We start from the raw sequence: 22,606 nt of genomic DNA, 5'->3' as shown, positions 1-22,606 counted from the left end.
GCGCGCTCAGCCGGTGGTCGCGCCGGTGGCCGGGGTGGTGGTCTCACCGCCGCGCTGCGACGGCACCCCCGCGTGTTCCGCGCTCAGCGGGGTGGCCAGGTCCTCCAGGGACCTGCCCTCGGCCTTGACGCCGAGCGCCAGCTCCACCAGCCCACCGATGATCATGATGGTGGCACCGATGACGAACGCCAGCACGGTCTGCCCGACCTCGCCGCTGCCGACCAGCTTGGCGAAGAGCAGCGGGCCGGTGATGCCACCGGCGGCGGTGCCGATCGCGTAGAAGAACGCGATCGCCATGGCCCGGGTCTCCATCGGGAAGATCTCACTGACCGTCAGGTACGCCGCGCTCGCGCCGGCCGAGGCGAAGAACAGCACCACGCACCAGCAGGCGGTCATGGTCACCGCGCTCAGCACGCCGGAGTGGAACAGCCAGGCGGTGCCGAGCAGCAGCACCCCCGAGCCGATGTACGACCCGGCGATCATCGGCACCCGGCCCACTGTGTCGAACAGCCGGCCCAGCAGCAGCGGGCCGAGCAGGTTGCCGACCGCGATCACCGCGAAGTAGTAGCCGCTGTTGCCGGGCGGCACGTCGAAGAACGTCTCCAGGATCTGGGCGAACCCGAACGTGATCGCGTTGTAGAGGAACGCCTGGCCGATGAAGAGCGCGAAGCCCAGCGTGGCCCGTTTGGGATAGCGGCGGAACAGGGTCCGGGCGATCTCCAGGAAGTTCGTGCTCCTGCGCTGCCGGATCTCGATGTAGTTGTCCGCCTCGGCGAGGTCCTTGCCGGTCTCCCGTCTCACCTCGGCCTCGACCGAGTCCACGAGCTGGTTGGCCTCGTCGGCGTGCCCGTGGATGAACAGCCACCGTGGGCTCTCCGGTACGTGCCGGCGCACCAGCAGGATCACCACGCCGAGCACCGCGCCCAGCCCGAACGCCACCCGCCAGCCGAGATTGGTCGGCAGGCCGTTGAGCAGCGGTACGGTCAGCAGCGCGCCGAGCGCCGCGCCGAGCCAGAACGTGCCGTTGATGATGATGTCGATGCGGCCGCGGTGGCGGGCCGGGATCAGCTCGTCGATCGCCGAGTTGATGGCGGCGTACTCACCGCCGATGCCCATGCCGGTGAGGAACCGGAACAGGAAGAACCACCAGGTGTCGAACGACAGCGCGGTGAGCGCGGTGGCGACCAGGTACAGCCCGAGCGTCAGCAGGAACAGCTTCTTGCGGCCGAACCGGTCGGTGAGCCACCCGAACAGGAGCGCGCCGGTGCAGGCGCCCGCGACGTAGAGCGCGGCGGCCAGGCCGGTGACCTGGCTCTGGGTGATGTCCAGGCCGCTGCCCGGCTCGGCGAGCTTGCCGGAGAGGTTGCCGACGATCGTCACCTCGAGCCCGTCGAGGATCCAGACCGTGCCCAGACCGATGACGATCATCCAGTGCCAGCGGGACCACGGCAGCCGGTCGAGGCGGGCCGGGACGTTGGTCCGTACGGTGCCGCTCGCGGCGTCGGTGCTCACGACGCCCGCCGCCGGGATGCGGAGGCCGGGGCGCGACGGACCGCCGGCGATAGCTGTTCGTCCATGGCGGCCCACATGCCCCGCAGGTAGGGGCCCTAATCCACGGCGAAGAACCGGAACCGACATGCCCCGGGAGCCGTGACTCCCGGGGCGTGTCGTGCAGGCCGGACGCCGCCCGGCCGACCCTGGTCAGCGGGCGCCGACCAGCTCCGGCGCCGGGGCGGGCGGCGGCTCGACCGCCGGGGCGGCCGTACGGCGGCGCATGAAGCGCGGCGCCCACCAGTTCGCGTCACCGAGCAGCGTCATCACCGAGGGCAGCACGACCGCGCGGATGATCGTGGCGTCCAGCAGGATCGCCGCCGCCAGGCCGATGCCGAGCTGCTTGAAATCGATCATGCTGAGCGTGGCGAAGATGGAGAACACCGCCACCATCACCACCGCCGCGCTGGTCACCACCCCGGCCGAGGAGGTGATGCCGTGCGCCACCGCCTCCCGGTTGGGCATGCCCCGGTCGACCGCCTCGCGGATCCGGCTCACCACGAAGACGTGGTAGTCCATGGACAGTCCGAACAGCACCACGAACAGGAACAGCGGGAGCCAGGTGACGATCGCGTCCATCGAGGTGAAACCGAGCAGCCCTTCCGCCCAGTCGCTCTGGAAGACCAGCACCAGCAGCCCGTACGCGGCGCCGGCGGAGAGCAGGTTCAGCACGATCGAGGTCAGCGCCACCACCACCGACCGGAACGTCCACGCCATCACCAGGAACGTGAGCGCCAGCACGAACGCCGCGACGATCGGCAGCTTCGCCCAGATGTGGGCGGCGTAGTCCTCGCTGGCGGCCACGCCGCCGCCGACCGCGTACTCCACGCCCGGGATGCCGCCGAGCGTGGCCGGGACCAGGTCCTGGCGCAGCTCGTGCAGCGACCGGGACGCCTCGTCGGAGCGGCTGGCGTGCGGCGTGGCCACCTCCAGCACCGACACCCGCCGGTCCGCCGACACCCGGATCTCCGGGCCGTCCCCCTCGGCCGGCGCGAAGAGCGGGTCGACGGCGGTACGGCCGGCCAGGTCGGTGAGCGCGGCCCGCACCTGTTCGGCCTGCTCGGCGGGCGCCCGCACGGCGACCGTGTGGCTGGTGCCGTTGCTCGGGTAGGCCGCGGTGAGCCGGTCGTACGCCTGCATGGCCGCGGTGTTGCGCGGCACGTCCTCGGCGGCGGGGAACTTCAGCTTCATGCCGAGCGCCGGCGCGGCGAGCGCGAGCAGCAGCGCGACCGAGATCAGCAGCGTGGCCACCGGCGCGCGCAGCGCCGGCTTGAGCACCGTCGGCCAGAACCGGGGCCGGGCCGGCTGCCCGTCCCGCCCGGTGCGCGGGGCGGTGAGGCGCCACAGCAGCGGCACCCGCGGCCGGTCGACCCAGCGGCCCAGCTTCGCCAGCAGCGCCGGCAGCACGGTCAGCGAGCCGATCACGGCGACCGCCACCACCAGGATCGAGCCGACCGCCAGCGAGGAGAAGATCGCGTCCTGGGCGAGCAGCAGACCGCCCATCGAGATGATCACGGCGGTGCCGGAGACCACCACGGCGTGCCCGGAGGTCTCCGCCGCGATCTCCACCGCGTCGAGGCCGGACCGGCCCTTGGCCCGTTCCTCCCGTTCCCGCCGCACGTAGAACAGCGAGTAGTCCACGCCGACCGCCATGCCGATCAGCAGGATGACGCTCGCGGTGGTGTCGGTGGCCGGCACCAGGTGGGAGGCGAGTGTGGAGAGACCCATCGCGGCGGCCACCGAGGAGAGTGCCAGCAGCACCGGCACCCCGGCGGCGATCAGCGCGCCGAACGCGATGATCAGGATGGCCAGCGTCACCGGCAGGCTGAGCAGCTCGGCGCGCTTGAAGTCCTTGCCGAGCGTGTCGTCGAGCGCCTTGTCGATCGACGGGCCGCCGACCTGCTCCACCCGCAGTTGCGGGTGCGCGACCTGCACCTTCGCGGTGGTGTCCCGCAGCGGCTGCACCCGGTCCCCCGCGGTGCCCGGGTCGCCCGACATGGTGATCGGCACCAGCAGCGCGCTGCCGTCGCGCGACGGCATCGGCGTACCGATCGAGGCCACGCCGTCGACCTGCCGCAGCCGGTCCGCCGCGTCCTGCGCGGCGGCCTTCGCGGCCGCCTGGTCGAGCGAGCCCGACCGGGCGGTGATCAGCACGTTCTCGGTCGCCGGCTGGTCGAACCCGCCACTGTCGACGATCAGCTGTGCCCGTCCGAACTCGCCGATCGCCTGATCCTCGTCGGTGGCCTCGTTCAGCCCGGCGGCGCTGCCGCCGACGAAACACACCGCCACGAAGACCACCCACAACGCGATCGCGCGCCACGGATGCTCCGCACTCCACCGTGCCAGCCGCACGGTAACCGGTCGCCTGCCCATGTCCCGGGTTCCACCCTCCTGATGCCGGCCCTGCGCCGACCCAAGATGACGCTAGGCAGCCGGCGGGGCCCCGACATCGGGGAACGGCCCCCGCTCGTCCCCGATCCGGGCGACGAGGTCCGCGCGGCCGGTTCCGGCCGCGCGGACCGGGCGGAAAAGGGCATCTCCGGGTACGCTCCGGCGCGTCTCCGGGGACCGTCCGGCGATGCACACCGGCACAACCCCGAACCGGCTCGGGGTCATCCCCGGAGGGTGCCCCGGGGCCGCGGCTGGCATCGCGGGCAACTGTAGGAGGACCGGTTCATGAACGCCTCGCGCCGGATCGGGGCGCCGCAGCGCGGGCAGGGCTCCCCCTCCCGGCCGTACGCGTTGAGCGACCGGTCGAAGTAGCCGCTCTCGCCGTTGACGTTGACGTACAGCTCGTCGAAGCTGGTGCCGCCCTGCTTGATCGCCTCGGCGAGCACGTCCCGGACGTGCCCGAGCAGCCGCAGCGCGGCCGGACGGGTGAGCGCGTCGGCGGGGCGGGTACCGTGCAGCTTCGCCCGCCACAGTGCCTCGTCGGCGTAGATGTTGCCCACCCCGGAGATCAGCGTCTGGTCGAGCAGCGCCCGTTTGATCTCCGTACGCTTGCGCCGCAGCGCCGCCACGAACGCCTCGTCGGAGAACTCCGGGTCCATCGGATCGCGGGCGATGTGGGCGATCTCGGCGGGCAACTCCGCCCCACCGGCCGACACGGACAGCCCGCCGAACGTGCGCTGGTCGACGAAGCGCAGCTCCGGCCCGTCGTCGGCGAACCGGAACCGGACGCGCAGGTGCAGTTCGTCGGCCGCGCCGACCGGCTGCAACAGCAGCTGGCCGGACATGCCGAGGTGGCCGATCACCGCGTCGCCGCTGTCCAGCGGCAGCCAGAGGTACTTGCCCCGGCGGCGTACGCCGGTGACGGTCCGGCCGGCGAGCACGTCGGCGAAGTGCGCGCCACCAGGCGCGTGCCGGCGTACCGCCCGGGGGTGGCGCACCTCGACGGCGGCGATCCGCCGGCCGATCACCCACTGGGCGAGTCCGAGCCGGACGGTCTCGACCTCGGGCAGCTCAGGCACGGCCGGCGCCCGCCTCGACGTCCGTCGTGTCGTCCTGCGGGCTCGTCCCGTCCTGGGCCTGCGCCGCCGCCTCCGCCTGCGCCGCCGCCTCGGCCTGCTCGGTGAGCGTGCGCCAGGCCGACTCGGCCGCGCGCTGCTCGGCCTCCTTCTTGCTGCGCCCCTCCGCGCCGCCGTAACGGTTGCCGGCCACCACCACCCAGGCGGTGAACGTCTTGAGGTGGTCCGGCCCGGTGCCCTCGATCCGGTACTCGGGCACGCCGAGCCCGAGCGCGGCGGTCAGCTCCTGGAGGCTGGTCTTCCAGTCCAGCGCCGCGCCCCGGCCCGCCGACTCGGCCATCAGCGGGTCGAACAGCCGGTGGATGACGATGGCCGCGGTGTCCAGGCCGTACTGGAGGTAGATCGCGCCCAGCAGCGCCTCCAGCGTGTCGGCCAGGATGCTCGCCTTGTCCCGTCCGCCGGTGGCCTCCTCGCCCTTGCCGAGCAGCAGGTACGCGCCCAGCCCGTCCGGGCCCAGACCACGCGCCACGTCGGCGAGCGCCCGCATGTTGACCACGCTGGCGCGCAGCTTCGCCAGCTGCCCCTCGGGCAGGTCGGGGTGGTTGTGGAACAGCGCTGTGGTGATCACCACGCCGAGCACCGAGTCGCCCAGGAACTCCAGCCGCTCGTTCGTGGGCAGGCCGCCGTTCTCGTACGCGTACGAGCGGTGGGTCAGCGCCCGCTCCAGCAGCTCCGGGTCGAGCGACACCCCGAAGGCCGCCTCCAGGTGGCCGACGGGAGCACGCCGCCGCTTGTCGTTGGTCATGGTGCTACCTCGGTGTCGTGTCGGTCAGGTGCGAAATCGTGCGGGATGTCGTCGAGCAGGGCGCGGACCGTCCCGGCGGCGTCACGACGCCACAGGTGGGCGGCCAGCGCGATACCGGAGGCGAGGTCCTCGGAGCCGGCCGCGCCGTGGCACACGACCACGGTGCCGCCCACCCCGAGCAGCGCCGCGGCACGCGGGGCGCCGCCGCGTGACGGTGGGCCGCCGGCCATGGCGTACGCGCCCTCGATGGCCTTCAGCAGGACGTTTCCGGTGAAACCGTCGGTCACCACGACGTCGGCGCGGGCGCCGAGCGAGATGTCGTACCCCTCGACCAGGCCGACGTAGCGGCCGTCGCAGGGCAGCGGCGCGGCGGCGAGCGCGGGCGCGGCGGTCCGGCGCAGGCGGTCGCCCTTGCCCGTCTCGAGGCCGACGGAGAGCAACCCGACGCGGGGTGCGGTGACGGCGTGGGCCACCGACGCGTAGGCGGCGCCGAGGAGGGCGTGCCGCGCCAGCGTGGCCGGTCCGGGTTCGAGCGTGCCGCCGACGTCGAGCAGCACCACCGGCCCCTCGACGGCGGGCAGCGTGGCGGCGAGCGCGGGCCGGCGTATCCCGGTCCAGCGGCCGAGGCCGAGCGCGGCGGCGGTGACTGTGGCGCCGGTCGAGCCGGCGGAGACGACGGCGTCGGCGAGTCCGTCGCGGACGGCCTGCACGGCGGTGCGTACCGTGCTCTCGCCGCGGGCGGCGGTGGGATGGTCGGCCATACCGACGGCGGTCCGCACCGGGCGGACCGTGACCCGGGCGCGCTGGGCCGGGTCGAGCGCACCGATCAGCTCGTCGGCCACCTCGATCGGGCCGACGAGCAGCAGGTGCAGGGCGGGATCCGTGCGTACCGCTCGCAGAGCGCCGTCAACCACGACGGCGGGAGCATCGTCCCCGCCGAGGAGGTCGACGGCGATCCGCGCGGTGCCCGGCTCCGACGCTCCGCCGGCCGGAAGCCGGTCGGCGGTGGCGGGAGCCGGGGCACCGGGCGTGAGCCTTGGTGCGCGCGTCACCCGACCGGGGGTCGGGGACGTCACTCGGCGGCCGGGTCAGACCTCGAGGACCTGACGGCCGTTGTAGGTGCCGCAGACGGAGCAGGCGGTGTGCGGCAGCTTGGCCGACTTGCACTGCGGGCAGGCCACGGTCGCCACCGCCGAGGCCTTCCAGTTCGCCCGGCGGGCGCGGGTGTTGCTGCGCGACATCTTGCGCTTGGGGACGGCCACGGTTCTTACTCCTCTGTACGGGTCATTTGCGTCAGGCTCGCCCAACGCGGGTCGACCTGCTGATGGCTGTGGTCGGCCGGCAGATCGTCCCAGTGCACCCCGCAGTCGGGGCACAGGCCTGGGCAGTCCTCCCGGCAGAGCGGGTTCGTCGGCAGCGCCAGCACCACCGCGTCCCGCAACGCCGGCTCCAGGTCGATCAGATCGCCCTGCATCCGGCCCACCTCGTCCTCTTCGGTCGTGTCGTCCGTGGTGCTGTTCTCGTACGCGTACAGCTCCTGGATCGTCACGGCCAACGAGTCGTCGATCTCGCGCAGGCAGCGCCCGCACTCGCCCTTGACGGGACCGGTGACGGTCCCGGAGACGAGCACGCCCTCGGACACCGACTCCAACCTCAGGTCGAGGTCGAGGTCCGCGCCCTCCGGCACGCCGATCAACTCCACGCCGAGGTCCGCCGGTGCCGGCACGACCCGCTTGTGCGTACGCAACGCGCCAGGTCGGCGCGGCAGTTCCCTCGTGTCGAGGACCAGCGGCGACCTGGGGTTGAGTGTGCTTGGCGAGTGTTTGGGCATAGTCAGACTCCGGCCGTTGAGAGGCCGACAAAGAAGGTTACCTGCCAGGTGGGCGGACCGTCGAACCGGGGCTCACCTCCGGCTCGACGGCAGCCGGCTGTCGGCGACCGGCTCGCGCGCCGCTCAGAAGGGTAGCGGGCGGTCCGCCTCGTCCCCGGCGAAGGTGCCGATCTCGCGCAGCGCGTGCATCTTGTCCCGGCCGCGCTCTATCGAGGCCAGCGCCCGGGTGAGGAACTGCTCGAAGTTCGCCAGCGCGGTGTCGACGTAGTCGTCCACCTCCTCGCGGAGGCGCTGCGCCTCGGCCCGCGCCTCGGCGATGATCCGCGCTCCCTCGTGCTCGGCCGAGACGGTGATCTCGTTGACCGAGACCAGCCGGGCGTGTTCCGCCTCACCCTCGCTGATGATCCGGTCGGCCTCACGCTTGCCGGCCTCCATGATCTTGTCCCGCTCCTCCAGCAGCGCGGCGGCCCGCCGCAGGTCCGCGGGAAGCTCCGCGCGCAGCTCGTCGAGCACGGCGATCATCTCGCCCCGGTCGACCATGCAGTTGTTGCGCGACATCGGGACGGAGCGGGCCTGCTCCACCATGGTGATCAGTTCGTCGATGCGATCGAGCGGGTCCACCGGTACCTCACTCCTGTCTTCGTCGGCCGCCCTCCATCATGCGGCCTGCGCCCCGTCTCGGCGCTGCAGACATCATGTCGCGCCGGAGCCACAAGCACCCACCCCACCCGCCCCACCCGCGCGTCGTCCTCCCTCCCCCGCCCCCACCCCGGCGATCTTGCACTTGCGGCCCGGCACTCGTCCCTTGCGGGAGGAATGTCCGGGCCGAAAGTGCAAGATCGCGAGGGCCGGGCGGGGGCGGGGGGCGGGGGCGGGGGGTCAGGGGCGGAGGCGGGCGGAGAGCTGCTCGCGGACCATGTCGGGGACGTGGGCGGAGATGTCGCCGCCCCACTTCGCCACGTCCTTGATCAGGCTGGACGAGATGAACGAGTAGAGCGGGTTGGTCGGCATGAACAACGTCTCCACGCCGGCCAGGCCGATGTTCATCTGGGCCATCTGCAGCTCGTAGTCGAAGTCGCTCACCGCACGCAGGCCCTTGATCAGCACACTCGCCTGCTGCGCGCGGCAGAAGTCGACGAGCAGGCCGCGGAACGACTCCACCCGGACGTTGTCGTACGAGGCGGTCACCTCGCGGAGCATGGCGATCCGCTCCTCGACGGTGAACAGGCCCTGCTTGGACTGGTTGACCAGCACTCCGACGATCACCTCGTCGAAGAGCCGGCTGGCCCGGCCGATGATGTCGAGGTGTCCGTTGGTGACCGGGTCGAACGAGCCCGGGCAGACCGCACGTCTCATGATCGGCGACCGTACCAAAGAGTGGTCTCGCCGTAACGTCTGCTGCGCTCCGGAGTGACACCTTCCACCCACGTGACCGGTCCGGTACGGCTGGACCGTTCCACGACCACCAGGGCGTCCGGTGCGAGCCAGTCACCGTCGACCAGCGCCGTCAGCATCGCGGTGATCTCGGCGTCCGGCACCGCGTACGGCGGATCGGCGAAGACCACGTCGTACGGCCCGTCGGTGGGCCCGGCCGCGAGCACGGTGGCGACCTTGCCGGTGACAAGGCGCGCGGCGGGAGCGGCCCGGAGCGCGGCGATGTTCTCCCGGATCACCCGGGCGGCCCGGGCGTCGGACTCGACGAGCAGGACGTGGGCCGCGCCCCGGGACAGCGCCTCCAGACCGACCGCGCCGGAACCGGCGTACAGGTCGGCGAAGCGCGCCCCGTCCAGGTCGGCGTGGGAGTGCACGGCGCTGAACAGCGCCTCGCGGACCCGGTCGGAGGTGGGCCGGGTGCCGGCGCCGGGCGGCGCGGCGATCCGCCGGCCGCCGAGCGTGCCGGCCACGATCCGGGTCAACGTCGCTCCCTGCGCATGCCCCGACGCTACGCGACGCCGCGAGGCGTGGACGACGTACCCGGCGCGACGATCCGTGACTCGACGTGCATCAATGATCTCGAATGCATAACGGACCCTTTACGACCCTTCGATCATGGTGACGCCCGCACTGTCGATCTCGCTAGGGTCTGGCCCGATTGCCGAGCGGACGCGTGGCTTCGGCCCCTCCGCCCGGCCTCTCCCATCCTCCCCTCGTCAGGAGTAGGCGTGAACCGTCTCCACCTCCGGCGTGCCGCCGTCCTCACCGCCGGCACGCTGCTCGGCCTCGCGGGCGTCGCCACCGTCGCCGGCCCGGCCGCCGCCCACCACCCCGAGCCGTCCGGCAGCTATTGCGCCACCGAGAACGGCACGGTGACCGTGACCTGGTCGGTGATCAGCAGCGAGACCGACATCTCCGGCCGGATCATCAAGATCGAATCCACGGTGCCCGGCGCGATCAGCGGCGGCCTCGCGGTCGGCGCGGAGCTGAAGCCGGCCGGCCAGGGCCCGCTGACCGGCACCCAGACCCACACGTTCGCCGGCCCGGTCCCGGAACTGAAGCTGACCGTCGGGGCGCACTGGGAGCGAGGTCGCAAGTCGCACGACGGCGAGCGGACCGTGACGGCCCGCCCGGGACGGAACTGCGCGACGCAGAGCCCGTCGCCCTCGCCCAGCACGCCGCCGAGCGCCGGCCCTTCGCCGAGCACGCCCGTCTCGCCGACCCCGACGCCCTCGGCGTCCGTCCCGCCGAGCCCGTCCGTCCCGCCGAGCCCGTCCGCCCCGCCCAGCTCTCCCGCCCAGCCCGCGGAGCCGATCTTCAAGCTGGACCAGGACTGCGACTCGATGACCTTCGTCGTGGAGAACCCGGCCGACGGCGTGCCCTTCACCGCCACGCTCACCACGGAGAAGGGCGTCACCAGGAAGCTCGTCTCCGAGCCGGGCAGGACCAGCTCGGTCGGGTTCGACGCCTACCCGGGCCTCAAGGTCACGGTGAAGTACGACGTGGTCGAGGACGCGGAGACCATCCCGTACGCCCAGCCGGACGACTGCTCCGGCCAGGGTGGCGGCCTGCCGGTGACCGGCCCGGCCGCGGGTGCCGTCGCCGGTGGCGCGACGCTGCTGCTGGCCGCCGGCGCGGTGCTGTTCGTGCTGGCCCGCCGCCGCCGGATCCGCTTCACCGCCTGATCCCCACCGAGGGCGCGCCGACCACCCGGTCGGCGCGCCCTCGCCGTTTGCGGGCCACCGACGGCTCAGACGGCGTCGAGCACCGACGTGACAGCGGCCGGGTTCACCTCGGCCTGGTTGGCCAGCAGGACGAGCCGCTCGTCGGAGTCGGGCAGCCAGGCCGCAAACGCCTTGTAGCCGCCGTTGTCCCCCGAGTGGTGCACCGCCCGCCGGCCGGCCAGCGGGCCGACGAAGAACCCGTAGCCGTACGCCTCGCCGGGCCGGCCGGTCGGCGCGTGCGGGGTGGTCAGCGCCGTCACCGAGGCCGGGGTGAGCAGCCGGCCCCGGCGCGGTACGTCCAGCCAGGTCAGCAGGTCCGCAGCGGTGCACCAGACGTCACCCGCGCCCATGCTGACCGTCGCCAGGTCCCAGGACGGCACCGGACGGCCGTCCTCGTGCCCGACCGCCACGTCCGGCCGATCGTCGCCCGCACCGGCGAAGCTGCCCGTCATGCCCAGCGGAGCGAAGACCTCCTCGGCCAGGAACCCCGCGTACGGCCGCCCGGACGCCCGTTCCACGGTCCGGGCCAGCAGCACGTAGCCGGGGCTGCTGTAGTGCCACCCCGTCCCGGGCGGGAACAGCGGCGGCAGCGCGGCGAACCGGCCGAGCAGCTCGTCCGGCTCGGCCGGCCCGTGCAGGTCGACAGCCGGGTACTCCTCCCAGTGGCCCAGGCCGGAGGTGTGGGTGAGCAGGTGGTGCAGCGTGATGCCGGACCACTCCGGCGGCGGGGTGCCGGGCAGCCACCGGGTGACGGGGTCGGTCAGGCGCAGCGCGCCGCGCTCGGCGAGCAGCAGCACCGCCACGGCCGCCATCTGCTTGCTGATCGAGGCGATCTGGAACCGCGTGGCCGGGGTGCACGGTCGGCCGGACGTCTCGTCGGCCGCCCCGACGACCCGGTCCACAAGGAGTTCGTCGCCCCGGGCCAGCAGCAGCACACCGCGTTCGAGGAATGGTGTCGACATCTGCGCGAGCCTAGGCACGCGACGCGAATGCCGCAGTCCCGCGGACCCGCACCGGCGGGGTCACCGGGCACGCCGGCCGCCGCCCTCGTGCGTCAGCCCTTCTCCAGGTATTCGGCCCGCTCCTCGTCGACCAGAGCGGCGACCGACGCCGCCAGCGCCGGGTGCCGGGCCAGCTCCGGATCCTCCTCGACCAGTTCGATCGCCTCGGCCCGCGCGTCGCGGATCAGGTCGGTGTCGCGCAGCAGCGAGAGCAGCCGCAGGTGGGAGCGCCGGCCGGACTGGGTCGCGCCGAGCACGTCGCCCTCACGGCGCTGTTCCAGGTCGAGTTCGGCGAGCTTGAAACCATCGGTGGTGGAGGCGACCGCGTCCAGCCGCTCCCGCGCGGACGAGCCCTCGGCCGCCTCGGTGACCAGCAGGCACAGACCGGCGGCCGAGCCCCGGCCCACCCGGCCGCGCAACTGGTGCAGCTGGGAGACGCCGAACCGGTCGGCGTCCAGCACGATCATCACCGTCGCGTTCGGCACGTTCACGCCGACCTCGACCACTGTGGTCGCGACCAGCACGTCCAGCTCGCCGTCGGCGAACGCGCGCATCACCGCGTCCTTCTCGTCGGCCGGCAGCCGCCCGTGCAGCACCCCGATCCGCAGCCCGTGCAGCGGCCCCTCGGCCAGCAGCGGGGCCACCTCGGTCACCGCCAGCGGCGGCCGGCGCCCGTTGTCGTCCTCCCGCGGCGCCTCCTCGTCGGACACCGGTCCTTCACCGATGCGCGGGCACACCACGTACGCCTGGTGGCCCTTCGCGACCTCCTCGCGCAACCGGCGCCAGGCCCGGTCGAGGAACGCCGGCTTCTCGGCGGCCGGGACCACGTGCGACGCGATCGGCGAGCGGCCCTGCGGAAGCTGGGACAGCGTGGAGGTCTCCAGGTCGCCGTAGACGGTCATGGCCACGGTGCGCGGGATCGGGGTGGCGGTCATCACCAGCACGTGCGGCGGCTGCTCGGCCTTGGCGCGCAGCGCGTCGCGCTGCTCCACGCCGAAGCGGTGCTGCTCGTCCACCACCACCAGGCCGAGGTCGTGGAAGTCGACGCCCTCGTAGAGCAGGGCGTGCGTGCCGAGCACGATGCCGGCGCGGCCCTCGGCCACCTCGGCCAGTGCCCGGCGCCGGGCCGCCGCGCCGAGCGAGCCGGTGACCAGCTCCACCCGGGTGGCGTCGTCGGCGGCGCCCAGCTCACCGGCCCGGCCGAGCGGGCCGAGCAGGTCGAGGATGCCCCGGTGGTGCTGGGCGGCGAGCACCTCGGTCGGGGCCAGCAGCGCGGCCTGCCCACCGGCGTCGACCACCTGGAGCATGGCGCGCAGCGCCACCACCGTCTTGCCGGAACCCACCTCGCCCTGGAGCAGCCGGTGCATCGGATGCGCCCGGGCCAGGTCGGCGGCGATCTCCCGTCCGACGACCTGCTGGCCGGAGGTCAGCTCGTACGGCAGCCGGGCGTCGAACGCGTCCAGCAGGCCGCCCGCCTTCGCCGGCCGGGCCCGCCCCGGCGACGCCGCCGCCCGGTGCTTGCGCTGCACCAGCGTGAGCTGCACGGCGAACGCCTCGTCCCACTTCAACCGGCGGCGGGCCCGGTAGAGCGCCTCCTTGCTGGTCGGGCGGTGGATCTCGCGCAGCGCGGTGCCGATGTCGATCAGATTGCGGGTGGCCCGCACGGTGGCCGGCAGCGGGTCCTCCGGCGGGGTGAACGTGTCGAGCACGACGCGGACGCAGCGGGCGATCACCCAGGTCGGCACCGCCGCCGCGGCAGGGTAGACCGGGATCAGCGCACCGGCGAACTCCTCGACCTCCTCGTTGGCCGCCGCCTCGCCCTCGCCGCCCTCGCCGAGCAGGACGTACTCCGGGCCGTTGAGCTGGCGCTTGCCGCGGAACTCGGTCACCTTGCCGGCGAACAGACCCCACCGGCCGGGCCGCAGCTCCCGCTCGCGCCACGCCTGGTTGCCGAAGAAGGTGCAGGTGAGTACGCCGCCGGAGCCGTCGCCGACGGTCACCTCCAGCAGGTTGCCGCGCCGCTGGCGCATCGGGCGCACAGCGGTGCGCTGCACCTGGGCCAGCACGGTGACCTGCTCCCCCACGTCGAGCGAGCGGATGTCGGTGTGCTCGCCGCGCTCGTCGTACCGGCGCGGGAAGTGGTAGATCAGGTCACCTGCGGTGTGCAGGTCGAGGTGCCCGGCCAGCGCCTTCGCGGTGCGCTCGCCGACCAGCTTCTTCAGCGGCGTGTCCACAGTGGCCGCCTCGCCCGTCATTCGACCCCCACCAGGAGCGGATAGTGCGGCTGCCCGCCCTCGTACGCCTGCACCTCGACGAACGGCCAGGCCCGCTCGACGTGCTCGCGGACCCGGTCGGCCAGCCCGGCCGGGGCGTCCGCGCCGCACAGCAGCGTGACCAGCTCGCCGCCGCCGCCGAGCATCCGGTCCACCATTGCGGTGCAGGTGTCGACCAGATCCTGCCCGATCAGGTGTACCTCGCCCTCGACCAGGGCCAGCACGTCACCCGGGCGGGCCGGGCCGGCGACGGTGAGCGCCTCGCGGGCGGCGTGGCAGACCTCGGCGTACCGGCAGGCGCCTGCTGCCTCGGCCATCGCGATCACGTCGTCCTCGAACCGCCGCTTCGGATCGCGTACGGCGAGCGCCGCGAGCGCCTGCACCGGCGAGCGGGTCGGCACCACGCTCACCTTGATGCCGAGGCCGTGCGCCTCCTTGGCCGCCGCGCTCGCCACCGACTGGGTGTTCGGGTCGTTCGGCAGCACCACCACCCGGGCGGCGCCGGTGGCCCGGATCGCGTCGAGCAGCTCACCGGTGGACGGGTTGGCGGGCACCACCACGGCGCCCTCGGCGGCGAACAGCTCCGCGATGCCCGCGCCGGTGGCCACCACCACGGCGGCCCGTCCTTCGGGCAGCGGCACCTGCGGCCCCGGCGCCGGGGCGCCCTGGTCGGCGAAGCGGGTCACGCTGATCCGGTGCGGGCGGCCGGCGACCACACCCGCCTCGACCGCCGCCCCGATGTCGTTGACGTGCACGTGCACGTTCCAGGTGCCCGCGCCGTCGCCGACGACCGCCAGGGAGTCACCGAGCGCGTCCAGCTCGGCGCGCAGCCGGGTCACCGCCTCGTCGGTGGCGTCGAGCAGGTATTGCACCTCGTAGGCGTACGCGTCGGAGCCGCTCTCCCGCACGGCGGTCACCGGCGCGCGGCGGGCGGGCGGCGCGGGCGCCGGCTGGGCCGGGCTCTCCCCCGTGACCACCTCGACCAGCGCGTCCAGCAGCAGGCACAGGCCGCGCCCGCCGGCGTCGACCACGCCCGCGCGGGCCAGCTCCGGCAACTGCTCGGGGGTACGCGCCAGCGCGTGCGCCGCCGCCTCGGCCGCGGCCCGGGCCACGGCGCGCAGGTCGTCACTGTCCGCCCGGCGGGCCGCGTGCGCCGCAGCGGCGACCACGCTCAGCAGCGTGCCCTCGACCGGCCGGGCCACCGCGGCATAGGCGGCGGTGGTGGCGTCGGCCAGGGCGTCGGCGAACTGCCGCCCGCGCACCGCGGGCACGGCGGCGAGCGTGTCGGCGAGACCGCGCAGGATCTGCGAGAGGATCACGCCGGAGTTGCCGCGCGCCCCGAGCAGCGCGCCCCGGGCCATCAGCCGCAGCGCGTGCCCGTGCGGGGTGTGCCCGTCGTCGGGGAGCGTGCCGAGGTCCATGGCCAGGGCCTGCTGGGCCGAGGTGAGCGTGAGCACCAGGTTGGTGCCGGTGTCGCCGTCGGGCACGGGGTAGACGTTCAGGTCGTCGATCTCGCCCTGGTGGGCCCGGAGGGCGGTCAGCCCGCTCGCGCACCAGCGGCGTACCGCTGCGGCGTCGAGGGTCTCCAGCACGTCGGGAAGCCTACTGGCGCACACCGACACGCGCCGGGGTCGTCCGCCGCGTGTCCGCCCCGGCCGACGGCACGGCGGGGACGCCGGTACGCTGGGTGGGCTCGCGAAAGGGCCGGTTGGGCGTACCGACTGTCATCGGGTAACCTGACCAGGTTGCCCGGGCAGCGCCTGGCGGCGACCTCATGAACGTTTCAATCCCAGGAGTATCCCGTGGCTAGCGTGTGCGACGTCTGTGGCAAGGGGCCGGGCTTCGGCCACAACGTGTCCCACTCGCACCGGCGGACCAACCGCCGCTGGAACCCGAACATCCAGTCGGTGCGCACCCCGGCCGGTGGCGGCAACACCAAGAAGTTGAAGGTCTGCACCTCGTGCATCAAGGCCGGCAAGGTCACCCGCGCCTGACGCGGTAGCGCCACCGGAACATCGTCGGTCGCCGGCGGATCCCTCGGGGTCCGCCGGCTTCTGTCGTGTCCGGCGACCCGCGGCGCCGTATCCACCGACCCGCCCCGCACCCCTGACCGACCGTACGGCGACCGGCTGGTACCGGCCGGTTAGGGTGCTGCTGCGCCGGCCGTCCGGTTCCGGCGCGAGCCGTGGGGAGGGTGACCGGTGGACCTCGATCTGGGTCGCGAGCAACTGGTGGTGGTGGGCGCGTCCTTCGGCTCGCTGAGCTGGTTCGACCAGGAACTGCCGCCCGGCAGCGTGGTGCTGGTCGAGGAGCCCGACGTGATCGCCCGCCGCGACCTGGCCCGGTTCGCCGAGCGGCTGCCGATGATCGGACGCCTCGTCGAGGCCGAGTACCAGACCGGCTTCGACCCGGACGCCCTGCTCGCCCGCGAGCCCGGCCTCGCCGACGCCCGGCTGGTCCTGCCCGGCCTGGAGTACGCGGTCGGCGCCACCGCCCGGCTCGCCGACCGCCTCGGTCTGCCGGGTGCCGGGGTGGAGGCCGCCGACGTCTTCTCCGACAAGCACCGGATGCGGCTGCTCGCCGACCGGATCGGGCTGGCCAATCCGGCCTACGAGCTGGTCGACGACCCGGCGCGGGCGGTGGAGTTCGCGCAGGCGCACGGCGGCCGGTGCGTGCTCAAGCCCACCCGCCGCTCGGGCAGCCTGGGCGTACAGCTGATCACCGACCCGGCCGAGGTGCCGGCCCGCTGGGCGGCGAGCGCCGCCCCGCCCGACCCGGCCGAGGCCACCGAGCGCGGCCTGCCCACCGGCGTGCTGGTCGAGGAACTGCTCGTCGGCTCCGAGCACAGCGTCGAGCTGCTCGTCGCCGACGGCGAGGTGATCTTCGCCAACGTCACCGACAAGCGGGTCGCCGGTGGCCGCTACCCGGTCGAGACCGGCCACACCGTGCCGTCCGCGCTGCCCGCCGCCGCGCACGACGCGCTGCGCGCCGCCGCGGTACGCCTCGCCGAGGCGGCCGGCTTCCGCAGCGGCATGCTGCACAGCGAGTGGATCCTCGCCGACGGCGTGCCGACGCTGGTGGAGTGCGCGGCCCGGATGCCCGGCGACATGATCACCGCGCTCATCTCGATCGCCTACGAGCGGGACGTCATCGAGGCGTACCTGCGGATCCTGCGCGGCGAACGGCCGGCGCTGCCGGCGCGGGCAACCGGCGCGGCGGCGATCGAGTTCCTGATCGCGCCGCCCGGCCGGGTCACCGCCGTGGACGGCCGGCGCGACGCGCTGCGCGTGCCGGGCGTGCTCGACGTGCAGGTGGAGACGAAGGTCGGGCAGACCGTGCCGGAGCTGCTCTCCTCGGCGCACCGCAGCGGGCACCTGATGGCCTGGGGCGCGACCCCGGACGAGGCCGCGAACGCCGCGCGCCGCGCCGCCGGGGAGATCCGCATCTCCGTCGGCTAGAGCGTGCGGGCGTACGACAGGCAGCCCGGGGCGTCCTTGTAGAAGCCGAAGTTCGGGATCCGCTCGTAGCCGGCCGAGGTGTACATGGCGATCGCCTCGGGCTGCTTGTCGCCGCACTCCAGCACGATCCGCTTGCGGCCGTGGTCGCGGGCGGACCGCTCGACCGCGGCGAGCACCGAGCGGGCCACGCCCCGGCCCCGGGCCGCCGGGTCGGTGTACATCCGCTTCAGCTCGGCCGTGTCGCCGTCCCCGCCGTGGCTGCGCCACCCGCCGCAGCCCACCGGCCGCCCGTCCAGGTAGGCGACGAGGAACGCGCCGTCCGGCGGGGTGAACTCGGCCGCGTCGACAGGGGTCTCGTCGCCGCTGCCGCCGTACCGGGCGCCGAGGTCGGCCAGCGCCGCCCGGATCAGCGCCTGCGACTCGGGCGCGTCGAAGCGCCGCTCCCGGATCTCGATCTCGCTCACCGTGCCAGGTTACGACCGCCGCCGGCCCCGTCCCGGCCCGGCGGCCCGGGGTCGGACGCAGATCACTCCGGGCCGCTATTCCGCCGTCCGGCGGAAGTGGTCCCAGCCGCGCGGGCCGCTGTAGGCGGCGCCGTCGACGGTGACCCCGGCGCCGGCCGCCACCCGCCCGACCGGCCGCCAGCCCTCCGGGAGCGCGGCGTCCCCCGGGAAGGTCGCCGCCAGCGCGTGGTCCTCGCCGCCGGCCAGGATCCAGGTGTACGGGTCGACGCCGAGCGCCTGCGCCGCGTCCCGCATCTGCCGGGGCACCTCGAACGCGTCGCGGCTCAGGTCGATCGCCACACCGCTGGCGGTCGCCACGTGCCCGAGGTCGGCCAGCAGCCCGTCCGACACGTCGATCATGGCGGTGGCCCCGGCCGCGGCTGCAGCGGGTCCGGCGGCGTACGGCACCTCGGGGCGGCGGAACGCCTCGACCAGCAGCCGGGGCGTGCGGAAGCCCCGGGAGAGCACGGTGTAGCCCGCCGCCGACCAGCCGGTGCGCCCGGCAAGCGCCACCACGTCCCCCGGCCGGGCGCCGGAGCGGACCACCGGGGCACGGCCGGCCAGGTTGCCGAGCGCTGTCACCGCGACGGTGAGCGTCGGGCTGCCGGACATGTCCCCGCCGACCACGCTCGCGCCGACGAGCGCCGCCTCCGCGCCCAGCCCGTCGGCCAGTTCCTCGGCCCAGGCCGGGTCCAGCTCGGCCGGCATGCAGAGCGCGACGAGCAGGGCGGTCGGGGTGGCGCCCATGGCGGCGATGTCGGCGAGGTTCGCCGCCGCCGCCCGGTGGCCCACGTCCCGTGCCGACGACCAGTCCCGGCGGAAGTGCCGGCCCTCCACCAGCACATCGGTCGAGGCGACCACCCGCCGGTCCGGCGCCGCCACCACCGCGCCGTCGTCGCCGGGGCCGAGCAGGCAGCTCTGTCCCTGCGCCAGCCGGGCGGTCACCCGGTCGATCAGGCCGAACTCACCGACATCAGTGACCGTCATTCCGTCCCCTCGCTCCGCTGCGTCGTTCCGCACGTCCCACCCCTGTCCGTACCGGCGTGTGCTCGCTCACCGCGTCCGACCGGCAACCGATAGGGATCACGGCCGCTCAGTACGGTAGTTTCACCCTTCGGGTCGCCCGGAGGCGACGGACGGAGGTCGAGTCGTGGTACAGGCGTACATCCTCATCCAGACCGAGGTCGGCCGGGCGCGTGACGTGGCCGGTCTGATCGCGGATCTGGCCGGCGTGGTACGGGTCGACGCCGTCACCGGGCCGTACGACGTGGTCGTGCTCACCGAGGCGAACACCGTCGACGAGCTCGGCAAACTCATCGTCAGCAACGTGCAGATGGTGCCCGGCATCACCCGCACCCTCACGTGTTCGGTGGTGCGGCTGTAAGTGGACGAGAAGGACACCTCCCCCCGCCGGGACGGCGCCACCCGCCGTGCCGCGCTCTGGGCGACGCTCGTCGCGGTGCCGGTGACCCTGGCGGTGGCCGGGTTCACGTTCGCCAAGCTGGCCCCGGAGTCTCCGGACGCCGAGCCGAGCGCGTCGGCGAGTCCCCGGGTGCAGTCCAGCGCGCCGGTCGAGATGCCCGCCCCGGCGCTGGCCGAGCGCCCGACCATCCTCTGCCGTGCCCTGATGTCGCAGCTCCCCGACAGCGTGCGTGACCTGCCGCAGCGCCCGGTCACCGCGGGCCCGGAGCAGAACGCCGCGTACGGCGACCCGGCGCTGACGGTGGCCTGCGGCGGCAGCCCGGCGCAGTTCCCGCCCACCGACGAGGTGTGGACTGTCAACAAGGTCTGCTGGCACGCGGCCGAGGAGGCCGACGCCACGGTCCTGACCACCGTCGACCGGGAGACCCCGATCCGGGTCCGGGTGCCGAAGTCGTACGAGCCGCCGCTTCAGTGGGTGATCTCGATCTCCGACACCATCGTCAGCTCCGTCCCCTCGGCGAAGCAGGCCCCCTCGGGCTGCTCCGCCTGACGCCGGCCGGCTCAGCGGCCGGCGCGGCGGTGCAGGGCGGTACGGATCAGCCGGTTGACCAGCTTCGGGTACTCCAGCCCGCTGGCCGACCACATCCTCGGGAACATCGACGTCGGGGTGAAGCCCGGCATCGTGTTGATCTCGTTGAGGTAGACGTCCATCTGCGGGGTGACGAAGAAGTCGACCCGGGCCAGGCCGGAGCAGTCGAGCGCGGTGAAGGCCCGGGTGGCGTAGTCGCGCACCTGCCGGGCCACCGGCTCGGGCAGGTCGGCCGGTACGTCGTACTCGCAGACCTCGTCGGCGAAGATGTACTTGGCCTCGAAGTCGTACCAGTCGCGGTCGCCGATCATCCGCACCTCGGCGAGCACGGAGGCCTCGGGAGCGCCGCCCGCCTCGCCCTCCAGCACGCCGCACTCGATCTCGCGGCCGACCACGGCGCCCTCGACGAGGACCTTGCTGTCGATCTCCCGCGCGGTGACGAGCGCGGCGTCCAGGTCCGCCCAGTCGTCGACCTTGGTGATGCCGAACGAGGAGCCGGCGCGGGACGGCTTGACGAAGACTGGCAGCCCGAGGCGCTCCTTGTCCTCCTCGCTCAGCGACATCCCGGCGCGCAGCACCGCGTACGGGCCGACCGGGATGCCCTCGGCGGCGCAGAGCTTCTTGGTGAACTCCTTGTCCATGGCCGCGGCGGAGGCGAAGACGTTCGCCCCGACGTAGGGGATGTCGGCCATCTCCAGCATGCCCTGGATGGTGCCGTCCTCGCCGTACGCGCCGTGCAGCACCGGGAAGACCACGTCCACGTCGGCGAGGGCGACCGGCCCCTGGGCGGGGTCGAGGACCATCAGGCCGCCGACGGCGGGGTCGGCGCGCAGCACCAGCTCGGCGCCGGAGCCGGCGGTGATCTCGGGGAGCTTGCGGTCGGCGATGGCGAGCCCGCTCGGGTCACCGCTGGCGAGCACCCACTGGCCCTGCCGGGTGATGCCGACCGGGACCACCTCGAACTCGTCCGGGTCGAGCGCGGCCAGCACGCTGCCGGCGCTGACGCAGGAGATGCCGTGCTCGGGGCTGCGGCCGCCGAAGACGATCGCCACACGGGTCTTGCCTGGGGTGGTCATGGTCACCTCATCGTTCGCGACTGCGGCTGGCCGTGCTCGCCGGTGGCGCTCACCCGACTGACCTTACTGTGCGTTGCCGCAAGCGGTGGTCGTTACCCGGGGAGACACGGAGTCGCGTGGCAAACGGTCAAGGTGACATCTACAGGGAGTAACGGAACGGCGTGCCTCAGAAGGCCGGGTGCCGGGGCCGGCGGCCGACCGCGATGACCTTCACCCGTTGCCGGCCGGCCCGAACCATGCCCAGCGCCATGAATGCGCCGGCGATCCGGTCGGCCGCCTCCCGGCTGCTCGCGCCGACCACCTGACGGCGGCGTTCCGGGCTGGTCCGTTCGTCACGGCAGGCGCCGTCCGGTGGACGCACGTCGGTCAGGACCACCAGGAACCTGGTCACCGCGGATCCCTTCCCGTCTCGTGGACCGGCAGGGGCACGCGGCGGTCGGATCGTGGGGGAGTGAAATCCGACCACCGCGCGCCCCATCCCCTCCGGTCGCTCACCACCACCGTCGCCACGACAACCGGCGGTGAGGACGCCGTCACACACTGACAGGTTCACCGGCGTGAATGCAACTCTCATCGGCTTTCTCTCATGCCCGCTTTCCCGCGGGATGTGCGACCATCGATGCATGGCGCCGAAGACCGCCCGGGCCCGACGGCTCGGCATCGCCCTGCGGACCCACCGGGAGGCCGCCGGCCTCACCCTGGAGGCCGCGGCCGACGAGATCAACAGCACCCGGAGCACGTTGTCCCGCTACGAGAACGCGCAGACGCTCGTCAGTCCCGCCACCGTGCGCGCGCTCCTGATCAGCTACGGCGTGGGCCCGGCCGACATCGCCGCGGCGGTACAACTGGCGAAGGACGCCCGCAAGCCGGGCTGGTGGGTGTCCTATTCGTACCTGCTGGACCAGCGCACCATCGACTTCATCGCGCTGGAGGCCGAGGCCACCGGCATCGCGAACTTCGAGCCGTCGGTGGTGCCCGGTCTGCTCCAGACCGCCGACTACATCCGCGGGGTGATGCGCGGCGGGCCGCACACGCTCACCGACGAGCAGGTGGAGCAGCGGGTCCAGCTACGGCTGGACCGCCAGCAGCGGCTCTCCGGCGCCGAGCCGCCGATCCTCGACGCCATCATCGACGAGGGCGCGCTGCTGCGCCCGGTCGGTGACCGCTCGGTCATGTCCGGCCAGCTCCAGCACCTGCTGAAGATGGCCGAGCTGCCGAACGTCACGGTGCAGGTGATCCCGCTCGCCGCCGGCTACCACCGCGGCACCCGGGGCTCGCTGCACATCCTGGAGTTCGCCGACCCGGAGGATCCGATCATCGCCTCGGTGGAGACCGTCGCCGGGCAGATGGTCCTCGACCGGCCGGGTGACCTGCGTACCTGCGCCAAGATCATGGAGCACCTGCGGACCGTGGCGCTGAGCCCGGCGGCCAGTCGGGACCAGCTCCTCCGCCTGCTGAACGAGAGGTGACCA

The 22,606-nt window shown here is 73.6% G+C and carries 23 protein-coding genes; 6 read left to right on the top strand and 17 right to left on the bottom strand.

Annotated features, from left to right (window positions below; all coding sequences use genetic code 11):
- Positions 1-6: 6 nt before the first annotated feature.
- The 10 genes from GA0070562_RS11130 to rsmD all read right to left on the bottom strand — a co-directional run bounded on the left by GA0070562_RS11130 (position 7) and on the right by rsmD (position 9,570).
- Complete coding sequence (locus GA0070562_RS11130) at positions 7-1,512, bottom strand: MFS transporter (RefSeq protein WP_254663776.1); 1,506 nt, start codon at positions 1,510-1,512, stop codon at positions 7-9.
- Between the two features lie 189 nt (positions 1,513-1,701).
- On the bottom strand, positions 1,702-3,924 hold the full coding sequence (locus GA0070562_RS11125; protein WP_091419486.1) for an MMPL family transporter: 2,223 nt from the start codon (positions 3,922-3,924) through the stop codon (positions 1,702-1,704).
- A gap of 239 nt (positions 3,925-4,163) precedes the next feature.
- On the bottom strand, positions 4,164-5,021 hold the full coding sequence (mutM, locus tag GA0070562_RS11120) for a bifunctional DNA-formamidopyrimidine glycosylase/DNA-(apurinic or apyrimidinic site) lyase (RefSeq protein ID WP_091419483.1): 858 nt from the start codon (positions 5,019-5,021) through the stop codon (positions 4,164-4,166).
- Entirely contained in the window at positions 5,014-5,823 is an 810-nt protein-coding gene (gene rnc, locus GA0070562_RS11115; protein WP_091419480.1) for a ribonuclease III, read from the bottom strand. The genes mutM and rnc overlap by 8 nt, the downstream gene beginning before the upstream one ends.
- On the bottom strand, positions 5,820-6,779 hold the full coding sequence (locus GA0070562_RS11110) for a phosphate acyltransferase PlsX (RefSeq protein ID WP_175438719.1): 960 nt from the start codon (positions 6,777-6,779) through the stop codon (positions 5,820-5,822). Before GA0070562_RS11110 ends, rnc begins: the two co-directional genes overlap by 4 nt.
- A 132-nt stretch (positions 6,780-6,911) precedes the next feature.
- The gene (gene rpmF / locus GA0070562_RS11105; protein ID WP_013284559.1) at positions 6,912-7,085 is read right to left on the bottom strand and encodes a 50S ribosomal protein L32; all 174 of its coding nucleotides are present in this window, start codon (positions 7,083-7,085) and stop codon (positions 6,912-6,914) included.
- Positions 7,086-7,090: 5 nt separating this feature from the next.
- Complete coding sequence (locus tag GA0070562_RS11100; protein WP_091419475.1) at positions 7,091-7,654, bottom strand: YceD family protein; 564 nt, start codon at positions 7,652-7,654, stop codon at positions 7,091-7,093.
- A 123-nt stretch (positions 7,655-7,777) separates the two neighbouring features.
- Entirely contained in the window at positions 7,778-8,275 is a 498-nt protein-coding gene (locus tag GA0070562_RS11095) for an SPFH domain-containing protein (RefSeq protein ID WP_091419472.1), read from the bottom strand.
- 258 nt (positions 8,276-8,533) lie between these two features.
- Positions 8,534-9,010, bottom strand: a complete 477-nt coding sequence (coaD, locus tag GA0070562_RS11090; RefSeq protein ID WP_091419469.1) for a pantetheine-phosphate adenylyltransferase — start codon at positions 9,008-9,010, stop codon at positions 8,534-8,536.
- Positions 9,007-9,570 carry a 16S rRNA (guanine(966)-N(2))-methyltransferase RsmD gene (gene rsmD / locus GA0070562_RS11085; RefSeq protein ID WP_091419466.1) on the bottom strand — a complete coding sequence of 188 codons (564 nt, stop codon included), beginning with the start codon at positions 9,568-9,570 and terminating at the stop codon, positions 9,007-9,009. The genes coaD and rsmD overlap by 4 nt, the downstream gene beginning before the upstream one ends.
- A gap of 246 nt (positions 9,571-9,816) precedes the next feature.
- Here rsmD and GA0070562_RS11080 point away from each other — a divergent pair, with 246 nt between their 5' ends.
- On the top strand, positions 9,817-10,773 hold the full coding sequence (locus GA0070562_RS11080) for a hypothetical protein (RefSeq protein ID WP_091419464.1): 957 nt from the start codon (positions 9,817-9,819) through the stop codon (positions 10,771-10,773).
- A gap of 65 nt (positions 10,774-10,838) precedes the next feature.
- Here the strand turns inward: GA0070562_RS11080 and GA0070562_RS11075 are convergent, their stop codons facing one another.
- The 3 genes from GA0070562_RS11075 to GA0070562_RS11065 all read right to left on the bottom strand — a co-directional run bounded on the left by GA0070562_RS11075 (position 10,839) and on the right by GA0070562_RS11065 (position 15,678).
- Positions 10,839-11,774, bottom strand: coding sequence for a serine hydrolase domain-containing protein (locus GA0070562_RS11075; protein ID WP_091419461.1), 936 nt, complete (start codon positions 11,772-11,774; stop codon positions 10,839-10,841).
- 92 nt (positions 11,775-11,866) lie between these two features.
- Positions 11,867-14,068: an ATP-dependent DNA helicase RecG gene (recG, locus tag GA0070562_RS11070; protein ID WP_091419459.1), complete on the bottom strand. Its 2,202-nt coding sequence runs from the start codon at positions 14,066-14,068 to the stop codon at positions 11,867-11,869.
- Positions 14,065-15,678, bottom strand: coding sequence for a DAK2 domain-containing protein (locus GA0070562_RS11065; RefSeq protein ID WP_091419456.1), 1,614 nt, complete (start codon positions 15,676-15,678; stop codon positions 14,065-14,067). Before GA0070562_RS11065 ends, recG begins: the two co-directional genes overlap by 4 nt.
- Before the next feature lie 210 nt (positions 15,679-15,888).
- On the opposite strand from GA0070562_RS11065, the gene rpmB reads away from it, so the two are divergent.
- Together rpmB and GA0070562_RS11055 are read left to right on the top strand one after the other, a co-directional pair.
- Positions 15,889-16,080 (top strand): 50S ribosomal protein L28, encoded by a 192-nt coding sequence (gene rpmB, locus GA0070562_RS11060; RefSeq protein WP_011905179.1) that lies wholly within the window; start codon positions 15,889-15,891, stop codon positions 16,078-16,080.
- Positions 16,081-16,287: 207 nt separating this feature from the next.
- The gene (locus GA0070562_RS11055; protein WP_091419453.1) at positions 16,288-17,544 is read left to right on the top strand and encodes an ATP-grasp domain-containing protein; all 1,257 of its coding nucleotides are present in this window, start codon (positions 16,288-16,290) and stop codon (positions 17,542-17,544) included.
- Here the strand turns inward: GA0070562_RS11055 and GA0070562_RS11050 are convergent.
- Positions 17,541-18,008: a GNAT family N-acetyltransferase gene (locus tag GA0070562_RS11050; protein WP_091419451.1), complete on the bottom strand. Its 468-nt coding sequence runs from the start codon at positions 18,006-18,008 to the stop codon at positions 17,541-17,543. The genes GA0070562_RS11055 and GA0070562_RS11050 overlap by 4 nt on opposite strands.
- A 75-nt stretch (positions 18,009-18,083) precedes the next feature.
- The gene (locus GA0070562_RS11045) at positions 18,084-19,034 is read right to left on the bottom strand and encodes a thiamine-phosphate kinase (protein WP_091419448.1); all 951 of its coding nucleotides are present in this window, start codon (positions 19,032-19,034) and stop codon (positions 18,084-18,086) included.
- A gap of 163 nt (positions 19,035-19,197) precedes the next feature.
- Between GA0070562_RS11045 and GA0070562_RS11040 the strand changes: the two genes are divergently transcribed.
- The gene (locus GA0070562_RS11040; RefSeq protein WP_088646044.1) at positions 19,198-19,431 is read left to right on the top strand and encodes an Lrp/AsnC ligand binding domain-containing protein; all 234 of its coding nucleotides are present in this window, start codon (positions 19,198-19,200) and stop codon (positions 19,429-19,431) included.
- Positions 19,432-20,019, top strand: coding sequence for a DUF3515 domain-containing protein (locus GA0070562_RS11035; RefSeq protein WP_091419446.1), 588 nt, complete (start codon positions 19,432-19,434; stop codon positions 20,017-20,019).
- Positions 20,020-20,030: 11 nt separating this feature from the next.
- Here GA0070562_RS11035 and GA0070562_RS11030 read toward each other — a convergent pair whose 3' ends face one another.
- A complete protein-coding gene (locus tag GA0070562_RS11030; RefSeq protein ID WP_091420221.1) occupies positions 20,031-21,134 on the bottom strand; it encodes a D-alanine--D-alanine ligase family protein in 1,104 nt (367 codons plus the stop codon).
- 166 nt (positions 21,135-21,300) lie between these two features.
- A complete protein-coding gene (locus tag GA0070562_RS11025; protein WP_091419443.1) occupies positions 21,301-21,525 on the bottom strand; it encodes a hypothetical protein in 225 nt (74 codons plus the stop codon).
- A gap of 232 nt (positions 21,526-21,757) precedes the next feature.
- Here GA0070562_RS11025 and GA0070562_RS11020 point away from each other — a divergent pair, with 232 nt between their 5' ends.
- Positions 21,758-22,603, top strand: coding sequence for a helix-turn-helix domain-containing protein (locus GA0070562_RS11020; protein ID WP_091419440.1), 846 nt, complete (start codon positions 21,758-21,760; stop codon positions 22,601-22,603).
- Positions 22,604-22,606 lie beyond the last annotated feature (3 nt).

It is taken from the genome of Micromonospora tulbaghiae, from assembly GCF_900091605.1.
GTDB lineage: Bacteria > Actinomycetota > Actinomycetes > Mycobacteriales > Micromonosporaceae > Micromonospora > Micromonospora tulbaghiae.
This window is presented reverse-complemented; position numbering and strand designations above follow the sequence as displayed.